The organism is Paenibacillus sp. MZ03-122A (assembly GCF_024213325.1).
Taxonomy (GTDB): domain Bacteria; phylum Bacillota; class Bacilli; order Paenibacillales; family Paenibacillaceae; genus Paenibacillus; species Paenibacillus polymyxa_B.
The window spans coordinates 1-19,167 of sequence record NZ_JANAVI010000029.1 but is presented as its reverse complement, the minus strand read 5'-3'; the positions used below and the strand labels follow the sequence as shown (position 1 = coordinate 19,167).

The 19,167-nt window shown below is 49.1% G+C and carries 4 protein-coding genes and 1 rRNA gene; all 5 read left to right on the top strand.

Going from position 1 to position 19,167, the window contains the following annotated elements; genetic code table 11:
• Positions 1-86, top strand: a 5S ribosomal RNA gene (gene rrf / locus NLX74_RS25290); the annotation flags it as partial.
• Between the two features lie 942 nt (positions 87-1,028).
• Positions 1,029-1,853, top strand: a complete 825-nt coding sequence (locus NLX74_RS25285) for a thioesterase II family protein (protein ID WP_254330908.1) — start codon at positions 1,029-1,031, stop codon at positions 1,851-1,853.
• A gap of 215 nt (positions 1,854-2,068) precedes the next feature.
• Positions 2,069-3,964 (top strand): ABC transporter ATP-binding protein, encoded by a 1,896-nt coding sequence (locus NLX74_RS25280; RefSeq protein ID WP_254330907.1) that lies wholly within the window; start codon positions 2,069-2,071, stop codon positions 3,962-3,964.
• A complete protein-coding gene (locus NLX74_RS25275; RefSeq protein ID WP_254330906.1) occupies positions 3,939-5,804 on the top strand; it encodes an ABC transporter ATP-binding protein in 1,866 nt (621 codons plus the stop codon). The genes NLX74_RS25280 and NLX74_RS25275 overlap by 26 nt, the downstream gene beginning before the upstream one ends.
• 50 nt (positions 5,805-5,854) lie before the next feature.
• Positions 5,855-19,167, top strand: a 13,313-nt coding sequence (locus NLX74_RS25270; protein WP_254330905.1) for a non-ribosomal peptide synthetase, incomplete at its 3' end; no start/stop codon positions are given.

Below are 19,167 nucleotides of genomic sequence, written 5' to 3'. Positions count from 1 at the left end.
TACCCATCCCGAACACGACCGTTAAGCCCTCCAGCGCCGATGGTACTTGGACCGCAGGGTCCTGGGAGAGTAGGACGCCGCCAAGCAAGATAAAAGAGCACAGCCTTAATGGGCTGTGCTCTTTTTGTATACCATAAGGCTTTCGCGTTTTGGAAAATATACAAGAAACCCATACAAATACTCCATTCCACTAAATTAATAAGATTGGAGGATTACTACAATAAAGCTTACAACGCTCTGCATATCGACCAATAGTGAAGTCAAACATAATGAAATTTATAAAGCAGCAAGCTCCAACAACAGGGAGCCTTGCTGTTTGCCGTTACTGAAAGATTAAAAGTAAGGCTATAAATTTCTAGAGAACAGGTACTTTTGAATCGAGATAGAAACGCTTCTATTAGAGTTTGAAAAGAAAATTCATAGCTTTGGGAGAGAAAAACTCAATCCGAACAAATTTTTTAGACGAAGAGTCAGAAAAAAATATGCAAAATATGGTCCTTTAGGACTATGAAATAACAATATTTATTACAAAATTAAAGAGTTATTAATTTTGGCTTATGTGAGCTTGATACAAATTCAATCCACTATTTAGGAGTTTAAAGAGAGTTGCGGAAAAAGGCGGAATTTGTCGGATGATATCAGGTTGAATTTGTTACATTTATGTTAATGGCATGTAAAGATAAAATTGTTGTGGGATAAGGGGGTGGAGCTTCAATGTAAATCATAATGAGTTTAGTTTTACAAAATTCATGAAAACCTAAAATTTTGTTTTAAACTAAATTAACAGATCATGATTGACAGATAACTAATACAAAAAGTGAAATTGTTGCTTTTGAAGTTTGGAAACAAATAACATAATATGGATTTTGTTTTATTTTTATGAGCTCTATCGATTTAGCCCTTTTTTCCCATGCCAAGTGGTTTTAAAGTTTGTATATTTAAAAACAGTTAGAAAGTGTTGGAAGGAAAAAAGAGATATAAGGATTTACTGTAAAATTATGAACTGCATAGAGGATGGAGGAATTCATATGACGACTCGATCGCAATCTTGGTTCGCGAAAACAGAGGTCCAACCGACTGCGAAGCTCCAACTATTTTGCTTCCCCTACGCCGGTGGTGGTGCTTACATATTTAACTCTTGGAAGTCCAGATTTGCGCCTGACATTACCGTTCTGCCTATACAACTTCCAGGACGTGAAAGCCGTTCAACAGAAGCTCCAATGGATACTCTTCAAGACATCGTTCAATCGTTGGTTCCCGCAATGGCTCCATACATGCATAAGCCGTTCGCTTTTTTTGGGCACAGTATGGGGGCACTGATTGCATTTGAAACAGCACGACAGTTGTACAGCAAAACTGGAAAGCTACCTGTGCATATCATCATATCTGGTAAATCCGCACCACATCTTCCATACTCCAAAAAACGACTCCATGATTTAACAGACGATTCTTTCACGGAAGAGCTTCGTTTAATGCAGGGAACCCCTGAAGAGGTGCTGCAAAATGCAGAATTGATGCAAATTATTATGCCTCGTCTGCGTGCAGATTTTAAGGTATGTGAAACTTATGTTTATCAGCCGGGAAATCCACTGGTATGCCCGATGACCGTTTTAGGAGGAATGAAGGATTTTGAGGTTAGCACAGATTCACTCCATGCCTGGCAACAACATACGACATCACCTATGGATGTTCAGATGTTCGAAGGTAATCACTTTTTCATCCATGAACAAGAACAAGAGGTTATGAGCGCAGTCGAGAACATTCTTTCTACATCCTCGCCGATGGGCCACGCGGAGGCAGCTCATACAGCTTACAACACAAGCACCCTACAACCACGATTCAGACAGAGTTGAATGTCCCACACATCACGATACACTTCGTTATTACCATCTCAGCAACAATCAACAACCAACCCACACCAAGATGCAAATTCCAGCATAGTTCAAAATCGCATTTTATTCTGCACGGATACTCATGCATCCAAACTCAGAGTTTATCTCAACGACGTCCACAGCCAATATAAAAAGTTCGCACTGATAAAGTGTGGGCAACGAAAAGAGGGATGCCCTTGTTTCGATTAAATTCTGCATTTCGGAGACTCGCACGTTATGTAAGGCCGTATAATCTATGGGTTTTCATAACGGTGATCGCCTCCTTGTGTTTGGCAGCTATTGACATTGTTTTGGGTAAGGCCATTGAACACATGGCACAGGGGACATTCTCCTCTACCCAGAACATGATCTATCTGGTTGTTGGTATGACGCTAATTGGAATGCCCTGTAAGTTTGTGATGAGGTACGCTTCAGCGCGATTTAGTGTTAGTGCTCTGCGCGACTTGAGAGGGGATCTCGTACATAAGTTTTGCGATTTACCAGTTTCCAGCGTGGAAAGGAAATTTACCGGAGATTTGGTATCCCGTCTAACCAATAATACGGCAGTATTACAGAACTTTTTTATCCAGCAGTTTGCCAATCTGTTTTATTTACCGCTTGTGTTTACGGCATCCCTCATATTGCTTTTACTGACAAGCTGGAAACTGATATTGGCAAGTCTTGCGCTCATGCCAATAGGAATGATCATAACATCACTAATGAGCAAGCCGATTGAAAAATATTCCGCGGATCTTCAGGAGAAAATTGCTCATTTGAACGCTGTGGGGCAAGATGCAATCGGAGGAATTCCTATCGTCAAGGCATTCAATATGCAAGCTGTGCTGTTGAAGAAGTATATGGTGATTATGGAGGAGGTCGTCAAGCGCGGCTTACGGCTAGAAAAGCGCTATGCAGCCATTACTCCGGTAGGTGTGATGATGCTAGCAACACCGATTATTTTAGTCATTGTATACGGAGGATACCTGATACAACATGGAGAGCTGAATGCTGGAGGCATTGTACTTTTTTTATACCTGATTTCGTTCATATTGCAGCCGATTGCCATGCTGCCGACGATCATTTCGCAAATGAAGGAAGCGGGTGGAGCCGCAAAGCATTTGTTTGAGGTACTGGATTGGCAGAATGAACGTCAGGATGGCGAAATGACCTTGGTAGATCAGAAGCGAGAGAATGAGGCGCCTCATTTGAAAGACGAAGCAAATGGGGAAGCCAACCGAATGAGTGAAGGCGGAGCAGAAAGTGATGATGACGTTGATAGTGTTGCTGTAGTCAGCTTTGAGCATTTGACCTTTGGCTACGATGAAGGGAACACAGTGCTGAAGGATATCAGCTTCCAGGCAGGGCAAGGGGATATGGTGGCGATTGTCGGTGCCAGCGGTGGAGGTAAGAGCACGATTTTCAAGCTGCTTTGCGGATTTAATGAACCTGGAGAGCATGCTGGAACCATTCAACTATTTGGAAAGAGTTTGACAGATTGGAATTTAACCAGCCTGCGCAGTCATATTTCGATGGTATCTCAGGAGCCGTCGCTTTTTCCGGCCACCATTGCAGAAAATATCGGATATGGACGTTTGGCGGCGACTCGGGAAGAAATTGTCGAAGCGGCGAAAGCGGCACATGCGCATGATTTTATTGTTCAACTTCCCGAGGGCTATGAAACCCTGTTGAGCGAGCGGGGAGGCGGATTGTCTGGCGGTCAAAAACAGCGTATTTCCATAGCAAGAGCATTACTGAAAAATGCTCCGCTGCTTCTATTGGACGAGCCGACTTCAGCACTCGATAGTCAGTCGGAGGCTCAGGTGCAGAATGCGATGAATGCGGTAATGCAAAACCGGACGGTACTGGTCATTGCTCATCGACTGTCAACCGTACGTCAGGCGAACCGCATTATTGTACTCGATCAGGGGAGCATTGTGGAATCGGGTTCTCATGAGGAATTACTAAGTCGTGATGGTGTGTACCGAAAGCTGTATTTGAAAAATTTTGAAGAAGAACAGCATACGGCGGAAAACGGGTTTTCGTTGCCTGAGGAAAGGGGTGAGCGTCGTGACCTTCAAGCAGGGGTTTTATGAATTTAAGCAGTTGATGTCCCTGATGAAGCCGCAACGAAAATGGTATTTTACCGGGCTGGTTGGCAATAGTCTGACCAATGCGAGCATCACGATTTTACTTTCTTTTGTGGTGCATTATTTGCTGAATTTCGCGGTTAATGGCGATGTACAGGAGCTATACCGAGCGGTCTATTTGGTTAGTGGTACATTTTTGGCATTAAGTCTTATTTCCCCCCTGTGCAGCTATATGTATAAACGGTGTGTAAAGCTGGCGATTGCCGAAGTACGAATGAAACTATTTGGCCACATTGTTAAGCTATCGTACGATAAAGCCGAAAAACACCATTCGGGTGATCTTGTATCCCGTATGACGAATGATGTACAGGCGCTGGAGCAGGCTTACACCGTTCATATCCGCTCGATTATACTGGAAATTTCGCTTTTCTTGGGCTCGTTGGTCATTTTGATGACGCTGGATTGGCGATTTGGGATTATGGCGGTTTTACTTGGGCTGGCTTCAGCCTGGATCAATGCTCATTTCGCGAAGAAAATGCGAAAGACGAGTGAAGAGTTACAGGGACGGATGAGCAGGTTCACGGAACGATTGAGTGATTTGCTTTCCGGTTTGCAGACGGTGAAGTTGTTTGGGTTGAGGACAAAGGTAGGTGGACTATGTAACGATGCAAGCGAGGACATAAACCGTATCAGCATCCGGCAGGGACGTCATATGGGCTTGCAGGATATGTGCAATTTTGTCATAGAGTTCATTACGCTGGGCGGTGTGCTTGTCGCCGGATTGATTCTGGTATCGCAGAAGCAAATGGAACTGGGAGTATTGGGACAGATTGTGCAGCTGCAAACCGGTATTTCAACGGTGTTTTTGGAGCTAGGGGCGGCTGTAACACTGTTACAAAACTCCTTGGCAGGCTTGGCGCGTATCCGCGAAATTCTGGATGAGTCGAAGGAAGAAGAGCAGTTCCCCGCGGCTAAAAAGAAGGGACCGCTGACTAGGCTTATCGATCCCGAGACGGCAGCTTTATCAGCCCGTGAATCTGGGGAATTCTATGGCGATGTTGAGACCTTGCGTTCAGACCATGCCATTGAACAGACTCCGGCTGCGCTGGAGCTGCACGACATCACCTTTGGCTATCAGCCTAACCATCCAACGCTGCAAAGGTTAAACTTGGTCGTGCCAGAAGGACAGGTAACCGCGCTTGTTGGCCCGAGTGGTGGCGGCAAAAGCACAGTCATGAAGCTGTTGTTGGGATTTTACCCACCGGACGAAGGTGTGCTGCGGGTTCGTGGTCGCTTGGCAGAAGAATTTCCGTTGGATGAAGTCAGGGATTTGATGGCCTATGTACCACAGGAGGCTACGCTGTTCCACGGTACAGTAGCGGATAATATCCGTTTTGGCTCACCGACTGCCACGGATGAGGAAGTAGAGGCTGCGGCCAAAACAGCCTATGCCAGCGGCTTCATAGCCGAGCTGCCAGAGGGGTACGACACGATTGTCGGTGAACGCGGAGCCAATTTGTCTGGCGGTCAAAGACAGCGGATCGCAATTGCTCGTGCTTTGCTCAAAAATGCACCGATTTTGCTGTTGGATGAAGCAACCTCGGCTTTGGATGCAGAATCGGAATATGAAGTCCAGCAGGGCTTAAATGAGCTGATGAAGGATCGTACGACATTAGTTATTGCCCATCGATTGTCTACGATTGAACGGGCGGATACGATCTGTGTCCTTGCCGATGGTGAACTGAAAGAGCAGGGTACCCATGATCAGCTCCTTGCCGAGGGCGGTCATTATGCAGAGCTGTATGAGCTTCAATTTCGAAAGCATCCCGAGGAACAAACCGCATAAATATGCGAATTTCCTTTTTACCAATATCTAATTTGCGAGGAGAGAGACGGATGACACAGCAAAATGTTCAATTGTTTTCGCTAAGCCAGCCACAGCAACGGATTTGGTATACGGAGCTTCTGTATCCTAATCGGAACACATCAACAATTATTGCAACAGTAAAAATCAGGGGAACTGTTCGTATAGATGCCTTGCAGCAAGCAATGAACCGGGTAATTGCCCAAAATGATTCTTTTCGTATCAAAATTACTGCTCAGGATGGGATTCCGTATCAATATGTAGAGCCGTTTACGGCGGAAAGTATAGAAACGCTCCAAGTTACCCCGGAAGAAGCAAAGGAATGGTTAAAGCGCCATAATCCACAGCCGTTCTCATTGTTGGATTCGCAGCTGTATCGATTTGTTATCTTGCAGCTCGGAGCAGAAGAAACCTGGTTTAATTTTAAAATGCATCATATTATCTCAGACGGCGTGTCCATGAATCAGGCCATTAATGAAATCACCGGACATTATATGGATATTGTGCATGGTACAGGTCAAGATACGCCGACCAAGGGCAATCCCTATCTGGATTTTATCCAGGTAGAGCAAAGCTATGAGCAATCAGACCGTTATCAAAAGGACAAAACGTACTGGACGGAAAAGTTTGCTGATTTGCCAGAGACTACAGGTTTGAAATCATATAACCCGCTGACACTGAGCACAGCTGCACGCCGGGAGAGCTTTATACTGGAACATGAGTTGTATCGTGGTGTTACGGCTTTTTGCGAGGAACATAAAATTAGTATTTTCACGTTCTTCCTGGCGGCTCTGTATATTTATTTGCATAAAGTGACGGGGGAGCAGGACTTAACCGTGGGGACACTTTATGCCAACCGTACGTCTAAGAAGGAAAAAGATACCATCGGTATGTTCGTCAGCACTGTGGCTACGCGTCTGTTAGTCGAACCAGAATCCGAACTGTTGACTTTCCTGCAAGGTGTAGGGAAGGAGCAGGCATCCATTTTGCGGCATCAGCGTTACCCGTACAACAAAATTATTCAGGATTTGCGTGAACAGCAAAGCAGCCTGGACATTCAGCGTCTGTTTGGTGCTTCCATTCAGTACCGTACCTTGAGTTTCTCCCGGTTTGATGAAGCGATTCAGCAGGTAGATAACGATTTCTGCGGAGATACGGTGAACGACTTCGATATTCACATGGTTGAAATGCTGGATGATGATAGACTCGTGCTGTACCTAGATTATCGTACCGAGCTGTTTAGTGAACAGGAAATTGCTCGAATTATTCGACAATTTTTGAGTGTGGCGGAGCATATGGTGCAGGGCCCACACAAGCGGATACAGGAATTGTCGCTGATCAGTGAGGAAGAACGGGCGCAAATCGTCGACGTATTCAATGCTACAGCGGTGGAATATCCACACGAAGCAGGCATTCATGAGTTGTTTGAGGAACAGGCTGAACGTACACCGAATCAGACAGCAGTTGTGTTCGGAAATACCCGTTTAACTTATGGCGAACTGAATGTAAAAGCAAATCGACTGGCTCACACGTTGCGCGGACACGGTATTACCGCCGAGCAAACTGTAGGTATCGTTGCTGAGCGTTCCACGGATATGATCGTCGGCATGTTGGCGATTCTCAAAGCGGGCGGCGCATATGTACCGATTGATCCTGATTATCCGGCTGAACGTGTACGTTACCTGTTGGAAGATTCGGGGGCGAAGTTGCTGCTGGTGCAGCGTGCAGAACAGCAACCGAAGGAATACACCGGAATCGTACTGGATCTGAGCGATGCTAAGGTGTACGGGGCAGAGGATGACCAAGGCTTGAATACCGTACATTGGGAGCAAAACGAGGCTTATCATGCGGATTATACCGATTATATAAATCTGAAAAATGTGATTTTAAAGGAATCATCCTCGTCTGTCGTAGACAGCACTGCTGGAGAACAAGAACGTAATTTTGGAAACCGACTAGCTTATTTGATGTACACTTCGGGCACAACCGGACAGCCCAAAGGGGTTATGGTAGAACATCGCAATGTTGTGCGTTTGGTGAAAAGTACAAACTATGCGCAATTAGATGCTGATACACGTATTTTGCAAACTGGCGCCGTTGTCTTTGACGCGTCCACCTTCGAAATTTGGGGTGCGCTACTAAATGGTGGACAGCTCGTGCTGGTAAGTCAGGATGTCATTTTGGACGCTCCAAAGCTCAAGGAAGCCGTGCGCAACCATGGTATCACGACAATGTGGCTGACTGCACCGCTCTTTAACCAGCTATCTCAGCAGGACTTGGAGCTGTTCGAGGGGGTACAAGAACTGCTGGTCGGTGGTGATGTGCTGTCCGTACCGCACATTAACCGGGTGCTGGAGGCTCATCCGTCCCTGCGGATCATTAACGGCTATGGGCCGACAGAAAATACAACTTTTTCTACAACTCATGCGATTGCCAGCGTGCAATTGGAAGCGGTGCCGATTGGGCGTCCGATCCACAACTCCACAGCGTATGTCGTAGACCGTTTCATGCAGCTTCAGCCTGTCGGGGCATGGGGGGAGTTGATCGTCGGCGGCGACGGGGTGGCACGTGGCTACCGGAACCGTCCGGATTTGACGGCTGAAAAGTTCGTAGATAGTCCGTTCCGCAGCGGAGAGCGCTGCTACCGCACAGGCGATTTGGTGCGCTGGAATGAGGACGGAACGCTGGAATACAAAGGACGGATTGACGCACAGGTGAAAATTCGGGGCTACCGGATCGAGCTGGGTGAGGTGGAAGCGCAGCTGTTGAAGCTGGAAGCGGTGCAAGAAGCCGTCGTCATTGCACGTGAGGATGAGCAAGGGCAAAAGCAGCTCTGTGCATATGTAGTCACCCTTGCGGATATCGCGGCTAGTGAGCTGCGAAGCGCCTTGAGCCAAGAATTGCCGGGTTACATGGTACCGTCATATTTTGTGCAGCTGGAGCAATTGCCGTTGACACCAAATGGCAAAGTGGATCGTCGGGCGTTGCCGCAACCGGAGGGCAGCGTGGATTCCGGTGAGGATTACGTAGCAGCCCGTAATGAGGTAGAACGGACGCTAGTGTCCGTGTGGCAATCTGTACTTGGTATCGAGCATATTGGTGTGCTGGATAACTTTTTCCATCTGGGGGGCGACTCGATTAAGGCCATCCAGGTGTCTTCAAGACTGCTGCAAAATGGTTACAAGCTGGAAATGAGAGAGCTGTTCCAGTATCCGACGATTGCTGAGCTGAATGGACGGGTGCAGCGGGTGACCCGCATTTCCGATCAAGGAGAAGTCAGTGGAAACGTGGTATTGACACCGATTCAACACTGGTTCATTGAGCAGCAGCCATCCAATCCTGAGCACTATAATCAGGCTCTGATGCTGCACCGTGAGGATCGTTTGGACGAAACGGCGCTTCATCAGGCACTGCAACGCATTGTCGAGCACCATGATGCTTTGCGCATCGTATTCCGCCAAAATGCGGACGGTGGGTATGAAGTATGGAACCGTGGCGTGCAAGAAGGAGAACTGTACAGCCTGGAAGTGGTTGATTTTACAAATGAGTCTGACTTTGCTCACTTGCTGGAGAACAAAGCCAGCGAAATTCAAAGCAGTATCTGTCTAGATGAAGGCCCTTTGGTGAAACTGGGTCTGTTCCGTTGCACCGATGGAGACCATTTGTTGATAGCGATTCACCATTTTGTGGTCGATGGCGTGTCTTGGCGTATTTTGCTGGAGGATTTGGCATCCGGCTATGAGCAGGCTTTACGGGGCGAGTCTGTCCGTTTGCCTAATAAGACAGATTCCTTCCGCCTTTGGGCTGACCAGCTATCCGCTTATGCGAACAGCACAGCGTTGAAGAGTGAGCGTGCGTATTGGGAGCAGATTGAGCAAGCAGGGAAGAGTCAGGCATCCTTGCCTAAAGATTACACCCGTAAATCTCAGGCCAAGCCACAGCTTCGCGATGATCGGACACTGACCGTGGTATGGACGGTCGAAGAAACAGAACAATTTTTGAAGCAGGCACATCGTGCCTACAATACGGAAGTGAACGACCTATTGCTGACAGCTCTGGGCACCGCAATTCAGGAGTGGGCAGGCATCCGTCAGGTGCTTGTAAATCTGGAGGGTCACGGACGGGAAGCCATTTTGCCGAATGTGGATATTACGCGTACGGTCGGTTGGTTTACCAGCCAATTCCCGGTTGTACTCGATATGGGCGAGGAACAGAATGTGGGACGGCGTGTCAAGAACGTCAAAGAAGGACTGCGCCGTTTGCCGCATAAAGGAATTGGATACGGGATTTTGAGATATCTTGCTGAAGGGGAAGGGGAAGCCCTTTTTATCACCGAGCCGGAAATCAGCTTTAACTATCTCGGACAATTCGATCAGGATTTGAAGAAAAATGCCTTTCGCATGTCTCCTTATTCCATCGGAGCTTCCATTAGTGACACGTTAACCAAGCGGTATGCTCTGGATATCAACGGCATGATCACGGACGGTGCACTGGAACTGACGATCAGCTACAGCAGGAAAACATTCATGAAAAAATCAATTCAAAGACTGGCTGGTCTGCTTCAGGAGAGCTTGCGTGAGGTATTGGCTCACTGTGTGGAAAAAGAGTTGCCAGAGCTGACGCCAAGCGACTTGTCCTTCCAAGGACTGACGGCTGGAGAGCTGGATCATATTGTAGAGCAGACGGCTGCTGCGGGAGAACTAGAAAATATTTATTCGCTCACACCCATGCAAAAAGGCATCCTGTTCCACGGCCTAATGGAGCCAAAATCCGGGGCGTACTTTGAGCAGGCGACATTTGATCTGCAAGGTAGCTTTCAAGTGGAGGCTTTTGCCGAAAGCTTAAATCAACTGGTGAATCGCCATCAAATATTCAGAACGAATTTTTATAGCGGCTGGAATGAGCAGCCTTTACAGGTGGTGTACCGTCACAAACATGCCGGGTTCCGTTTTGAAGATGTGCGCTCAATGGGACAAGGAGAGCAGGACGCATACATTGCTGATTTTGCTGAACGTGACAAAGCCGAGGGCTTTAATTTCAGCTCTGGCGAGCTGATGCGGGTGTCTGTTTTGCGTACAGGCGAGGAGTCGTACCGTTTTGTGTGGAGCTTCCACCATATTTTGATGGACGGCTGGTGCTTGTTCCTAATTGTAGGAGAGGCATTTAATACGTACTTTGCCATCCTCGAAGACCGCAAGCCGGAGCTTGTCCCGGTAACGCCATACAGCGAATATATTGAATGGCTGGAGCGGCAGGACAAAGCAGAGGCTGAACGGTTCTGGAGTGATTATTTTGCTGGTTTCGAGCAGCAGACGGTATTGCCGCAGGCAAAACAGCTGGACGGTCACGCTAAAGAATATGAAGCGGACAAACTTTCGTTTACACTGGACCGCGAAGTGACGGAACGGATGAACAAGCTGGTTAAGCAAAAGCAAGTGACGGTCAATACACTGCTGCAAGCAGCGTGGGGCGTTGTGCTGCAACGGTATAACAACAGTGGGGATGTTGTATTTGGCAGTGTCGTATCTGGTAGATCAGCGGATATTCCGGGCATCGATAAAATGATTGGTTTGTTCATTAACACGGTTCCTGTACGGATTCACAGTGAGAAAGATATGACGTTTGCTGCGTTAATGAAACAGATACAGGAGCAGGCACTGGCTTCCCGTGCCTATGAAACCTATCCGTTATATGAAATTCAGGCCCTGACAGAGCAAAAACAGGACCTGGTGAACCATATTATGGTGTTTGAAAACTACCCAGTAGAACAGCGCATGGAGCACATGGGTAGCCGTGGTACGAATGGTTTTACGATTGCCAATGCTTCCGTATCGGAGCAAACGAACTATGATTTCAACATTACGGTTGTGCCGGGGGATGAAATTCATGTCCATTTGGAGTACAACGCGCGAGTATTGGAACGTACAGCTGTAGAGCAAATCCGTGAGCATTTGCTGCATATGATTGAAGAAGCGATTAACAGACCAGATGCGCTGGTAGATGAGCTTGAGCTAGTGACTGCTGAGGAAAAAGTGAAGATCATCGACGGTTTTGGATCAGTAGGCGTATCTGCATGGAGTGATGAAAAGCAATCAGAAGGGTTGTTCCACGCCTATGTGGAAGAACAAGCGCAGCTTGCGCCGGATCACGTGGCAGTTGTATACGAGGAGCGGCAGCTTACATACCGTGAGCTGAACGAGCGTGGGAACCAACTTGCTCGTAGATTGCGGAATGAAGGTATTGGGCGTGAATCCATTGTCGGTATTTTAAGTGAGCGCTCGGTGGACATGCTGGTTGGCGTATTGGCAGTATGGAAAGCTGGAGGCGCCTATGTGCCGCTGGATGCAGACTATCCGTCCGAACGTATCCGCTTTATGCTGGAGGACAGCGGTGCGACAGTGCTACTGACTCAAACAGGTTTGCAGGAGCGTGCCCAAGCATGGCTGGAGGAAAGCCGATGGGCTTTGGCCGAAGGAAAGGCTGAGGGCGAGCTGGAAACGGCGGTTAGCATTGAAACGATGGAAAGAGACAGCCTTAATGAGGGATTAAGCTTGAAATCAGATTCGTCATCTAATAGCGAAGCAGCATCCGAATCCGCAGCGAACTTGCGTCTGCACACCGTACTGGCGCTGGACGATGAGTCGCTGTACATCGGGGATGCCACAGATGTGGAACCTATCAATGAGCCGCAGGATTTGGCGTATGTGATCTATACGTCCGGTACAACGGGACGCCCGAAAGGGGTCATGATCGAGCATCACAGTTTGGTGAATACGGCTGCGGCCTATCGCCGGGATTACCGTCTGAACCAGTTCCCGGTACGGTTGCTGCAACTGGCGAGCTTTTCCTTCGACGTGTTCGTCGGGGATATCGCACGGGCGCTTTATAACGGCGGAACGATGGTTATCTGTCCGAAAGATGATCGCATCGACCCAAGCCGTCTATATGGCTGGATTCGCGACTATCAGATTACGGTGTTCGAATCGACCCCGGCCCTGATCGTACCGTTTATGCAGCATGTGTATGAACAGGGACTGGACATGAGCAGTCTGGAATTGCTGATTACCAGCTCGGACAGCTGCAGCGTGACGGATTACCGGGTGCTGCAAGAACGGTTTGGCGCGGATATCCGCATTATGAACAGCTACGGCGTCACGGAAGCGGCGATTGACTCCAGCTTCTACGACGAAGAGCTGTCGAAGCTGCCAAGTAGCGGCAATGTACCGATTGGTCAGGCGTGGCTGAACGCACGGTTTTACATCTTGGACAGCCAGCTGAATCCGGTGCCGATCGGCGTACTGGGCGAGCTGTGCATTGGCGGTGCCGGGGTGGCACGGGGATACCTGAACCGTGCGGATTTGACCGCCGAGAAGTTCGTGGCAAACCCGTACGTAGCGGGTGAACGATTGTACCGCACAGGTGACTTGGCGCGGTGGATGCCGGACGGCAATGTGGACTTTATCGGCCGGATGGACTATCAGGTCAAAATCCGGGGATATCGGATCGAGCTAGGCGAGATTGAAACGGCGATCCAGCGGGTGCCGGGCGTGCGTCAAGCGGTAGTCATCGACCGGACGGATGAGCGTGGGCACAAGTACTTGTGCGGATACATCACGGGAGAAGCCGAGCTGCGGATTGAGGAAGTACAGGCCAAGCTGGAAGCAGCACTGCCAGCACATATGGTACCTGCACGCTTGATGCGTCTGGAGGCGATCCCACTGACGAGCAACGGAAAAATCGACCGCAAGGCCTTGCCGGAACCAGAAGGCAGCATCCTTACGGGAGTGGCCTATGTGGCACCGCGTACCACGGTAGAACAGGTTTTAGCTTCAGTGTGGGCCGGGGTGCTGGGTGTCGAAACGGTAGGCACGCAGGATAACTTCTTTGAACTGGGCGGCGATTCGATCAAAGCGCTGCAAGTATCCTCCCGATTGCTGCAAGCAGGTTATCGACTGGACATGAAGGATTTGTTCAGCAATCCGACGGTAGCGTCACTCAGTCCTTTACTTCGTACAGATGGCAAGATGGCCAGTCAGGAAGAAGTCATAGGCCAGGTGGAACTGACACCCATTCAGCGGTGGTTCTTCGAGCAGCGGCCGGCTGACCTGCACCACAGCAACCAGGCGATGATGCTGTATCGAGCTGGGCGCTTTGACGTCGACGCGCTGCGCCGTACGATGGAACGTATTGTCCAGCATCATGACGCATTGCGCACTGTATTCCGTGAGACGGAGCAGGATTATGTCGCTTGGAACCGCAGTGTGGAGGAAGGCGAGCTATACACGCTGGACATTGTAGATTTTAGAGGAATTGAGGACGAATCTGCCGCTGTAGAAGCCAAGGCGAGTGAAATTCAAGCCGGCATTCATTTGAGCGAGGGTCCGCTTGTGAAGCTTGGTCTGTTCCATTGCGCTGAGGGCGACCATTTGCTAATCGTCATTCATCATTTGGTTGTGGACGGCGTATCGTGGCGTATTTTGCTGGAGGATTTGGCATCCGGTTATGAGCAGGCTGTTGCAGGTCAAACAGGCACAGCTATTCGACTGCCACATAAAACAGATTCTTTCCAGATATGGGCCAAACAGCTGTCAGCCTACGCGAATCGTGCGACGATGGAGCGGGAGCTAGCCTACTGGCAGCATATCGAACAAGCAGAAGCCAGCCTCGCGAAGCCTTTGCCGAAGGATTTTGCCAATGACAATGTACGGCTCGGAGACAGTGAGGTTGTGACTGTGCGCTGGACGAAGCAGGAAACCGAGCAACTGCTCAAACAAGCTCATCGCGCATACAACACGGAAATGAACGACCTGTTGCTGGCCGCACTCGGCAAAGCCGTGTATGACTGGTCTGGTTCTGAACGGGTGCTGGTTAACCTGGAGGGCCATGGACGGGAAGCCGTTGTACCCGACGTGGATATTACGCGCACGGTCGGCTGGTTTACGAGCCAATTCCCGGTTGTACTGGATGGAAGTCTGGGACAAGGGGGAAATACGGCTCGTCTGATCAAACGGATTAAGGAAGGGCTGCGTCATATTCCGCAAAAAGGCATCGGTTATGGTATTTTGCGATACCTGTCAGATATGAATGTGCTGGAAAAAGCAGGCGTGCAGTTAAAGACTCAGCCTGAGATCAGTTTTAACTATTTAGGCCAATTCGATCAGGACTATAAAGGCAACGATCTACAGCCTTCCTCCTATTCCATTGGTGTGCCTGTTAGCACGAACGCGGCTATGGATTTTGCACTAGATATCAATGGATTAATCGAGGATGGGGAGCTGATGTTCACTATTCGCTACGGCACAACGCAGTTCCGTCATGAAACGATTGCACGGCTGGGAGAGCTGCTAGCATCCGGCTTGCGTGAAGTCATTCATCATTGTGTAGCCCAAGAGAGAACGGTGTTGACCCCAAGTGATGTCTTGTTAAAACATGTAACGCTGGACGAGCTGGAGCAATTGGTGAAAGATACACAAGATATGGGTGAACTAGAAAATGTGTATGCTTTGACGCCGATGCAAAAGGGTATGCTCTTCTTCAGTCTAATGGATGAGAGTTCGGCAGCTTATTTTGAGCAGGCCACCTTTGAATGGAATGGACGGTTTGATGTGGTTGCTTTCAGCAAAAGCTTTGATCTGCTCGTACAGCGTCATGAGGCATTGCGGACGAACTTTATCAACTCCTGGAAGGATGAGCCTGTGCAGGTCGTCTTCCGTAATCGCAGCGGAGAGTTGTACTATGAAGACCTGCGCGGACTGGAAAAAGAAGAACGAGCAGCGCGTGTTGAGGCTTTTACCCTTGCCGATAAAGCGAAAGGATTCAATCTCGCAGAGGATGCACTCATTCGTATTTCGATCCTGCAAACCGGGGATGAAACATATCATTTTATCTGGAGCTTCCATCATATTTTGATGGATGGCTGGTGCTTGTCCTTTATGACACAGGAGGTATTCGGCAGCTATCTGGCACTGCGCGCGGGTCATAAGCCCGTACTGGAGCCTGTTACGCCGTTCAGTCGATTTATTGAATGGCTGGAACGTCAGGACCGTGAAGCGGCCCTGCAGTACTGGAGCAGATATCTGGAAGATTATGAGCAGCAAATTACGCTCCCACAGCAAAAAATACAGCCTAAATCGATGCACACCGGGGAATATGTTGCTGAAGATCTGGATTGCGAATTCCAGCCAGAGCTGGTTGCCCAGATCGAACAAGTGGCGAAGCAAAATCAGGTGACGATCAATACGCTGATTCAGACGGTATGGGGCGTCTTGTTGCAAAAATATAATAACAGTTCGGATGTTGTGTTTGGCAGCGTTGTGTCCGGTCGCCCAGGGGATATTCCAGGTGTGGAGCACATGATTGGGCTATTCATTAACACGATTCCAGTGCGCGTGCAGTCTGAACAAGGTGAAACCTTTGTCGAGCTGATGAAACGAACACAGCGGCAGGCGCTGGCTTCCAATGCCTACGATGCGTTCCCGCTGTATGAAATTCAAGCACTGACCGAGCAGAAACAGGATTTAATTAACCATATTATGATATTTGAAAATTATCCGGTGGAGCAGCAGGTAGAGCAGTTGGGCAGTGATGGACAGGATAAATTTACGATTTCGAACGTGGTGTCTACAGAGGAAACCAACTATGATCTGAACGTCGTCGTGATGCCAGGTGAAGGCATCAAGATTCGTTTTATGTATAACACGCTCAGCTTTGATCAAGCAGGTATTGAGCGTCTGTATGGGCATTTTGCACGCCTGCTGGAGCAAATTTCGCTCAATCCGCATGTTCGTGTTGAAGAACTGGAACTACTCACAGCGGCGGAAAAGCAGCAGATTACAGCGGCATTTAATGATACCGCTTGTGCATTCCCATGCAAACAGACGATCCATCAGCTGTTCGAGGAGCAGGTAGAATATACGCCAGATCAGGTGGCATTGGTGTTTGGACATCAGAGTCTGACTTATCGGGAACTGAATGAACGGGCGAATTCATTGGCACGAATGCTTCAAGCACAAGGAGTAGGGCCTGACAAACTGGTCGGACTGATGGTACAGCGTTCAGTGGAAATGATCGTAGGCCTTCTAGCCGTTCTCAAAGCAGGTGGTGCTTATGTGCCGATTGATCCCGAATTTCCGTCCTCTCGTATTGCATACATGCTGGAAGACAGCGAGGCCGCAGTGCTTCTAACCAGTCGTGAGCTGGCAGAAGAGCATCATTGCCATGCCAATACCCTATTTCTTGAGGATGTAGCCTTGTATCAGGGAGAGAGTGGCAACCTGGAGACGATTGCCCGCCCAGAGCATTTGGCTTATGTCATCTATACGTCTGGTTCGACTGGAAATCCGAAAGGAGTTATGCTCCAGCATCGCTCGGTCCTCAACTTTATTACCGGAATGCGCGAAGTCATTGACTTTGAAGCGAGCCAAACCATTTTGTCACTGACGACTATTTCATTCGATATTTTCGTCTTGGAAACCATCTTGCCCCTGTTGGGTGGAATGACGGTGGTGCTTGGCGACAGCCAGCATCAGGTGAATCCGCAGGCGCTGGGTGAATTGATTACTCAACATTCGATTGAGATGTTGCAAATGACCCCATCCCGGTTACAAATGCTGCTAGGTCATGAAGCAGGTTCCCGCACACTGCAAAGCGTGAAGGCCATTATGGTCGGGGGCGAAGCCCTCCCGTCCAAGCTGCTCGCAGCACTGCAAGAAATAAACGGTCCTCGCATTTATAACATGTACGGACCTACAGAAACGACGGTGTGGTCGACCGTGCAGGAACTGACCCATGCTCAAGACATTAATATTGGACGTCCTATTGCGAATACCCAAATCTATATCATGAATACGAATGGGGAATTGCAGCCCGTCGGCGTACCGGGTGAGTTATGTATTGCAGGGGAAGGATTGGCCCGTGGGTATTGGAAACGTGAAGAACTGACAGCCGAGAAATTTGTGAGTAATCCGTTTGCTGATGACAAGTCAGACCATGAGCGGGTGTATCGTACAGGCGATTTGGCAAGATGGATGCCGGACGGCAACATTGAATATTTGGGTCGGATGGACCATCAGGTGAAAATCCGGGGTTACCGGATCGAACTGGGCGAGATCGAATCGCAGCTGCTGCAGGTGGAATCGGTACAAGAAGCGGTCATCATGGCACGCACGGACGAAACGGGCCAAACACAGCTCGTGGCGTACTACGTGGCGAGTCAAGAGCTTGGAGCGGGTGAACTGAGACAGGAGCTGGGACAAGAGCTGCCAAGCTATATGGTGCCGTCGTATTTCATTCAGTTGGAGCAAATGCCGCTGACACCGAACGGTAAAATCGACCGCAAGTCCCTGCCAGCACCAGAAGGCGGTTTGCACAGCGGAGCGGATTATGCAGCGCCACGCACTGTAACAGAACGAACACTCGTAGCGATCTGGCAGTCCGTCCTGGGCGTGCCAACCGTTGGTATTTTAGACAATTTCTTTGACCTGGGCGGCGATTCGATCAAGGCGATTCAAATCGTGTCCCGTGCGTTCCAGGCAGGCTACAAGCTGGACATGAAGGATTTGTTCCGCTATCCCATTGTCGCAAGGCTGGCACCGCATATGCACGAGGTCAGTCGTATGGCAGATCAGGGAGAAGTGAGCGGAGAAACGGTGATGCTTCCGATCCAGCATGGGTTCTTTGCGCAAGAGCAAGTGGATGCGCATCACTTTAATCAGGCGGTTATGCTGCACCGGGAGCAGGGCTTTGACGAAGCTGCTCTGCGTCAGGCGCTTGGCAAACTAGCAGAGCACCATGATGCTCTGCGGATGGTGTTCAGCAAGACTGAGCTAGGCTATAAAGCATGGAACCGCGGAATACAGGAAGGCGAGTTGTATCATCTGGACGTGCTGGACTTTAGGGATTTGACGGATAAAGCCATACTCAGCGCGGCAATTGAGGCGAAAGCCAATGAAATTCAAAGCAGTATCCAGCTGCAAGAAGGACCGCTGTTAAAGGCGGGTTTGTTCCACTGTGCAGATGGGGACCATCTCCTGATGGCGATTCACCATTTGGTCGTGGACGGGGTATCCTGGCGTATCTTGTTTGAGGATTTGGCTACTGCCTATGAACAGGCTGTTCATCAGGAAGTGCTTCAGCTGCCGGACAAAACGGATTCATTCCGTTCCTGGTCACAAAAACTTTCCGCCTATGCGAATAGCACAGCCATGGAAAGTGAACACGCCTACTGGGAGCAATGGAACGCAGCGGCTTTGTCTGACCAAGTACGTTTGCCTGAGGATCAAGCGCAGGCTGAGCCCTTTACCTTGGCTGACACCGATGCAGTGGTCGTCCAGCTTACGGAGGAAGA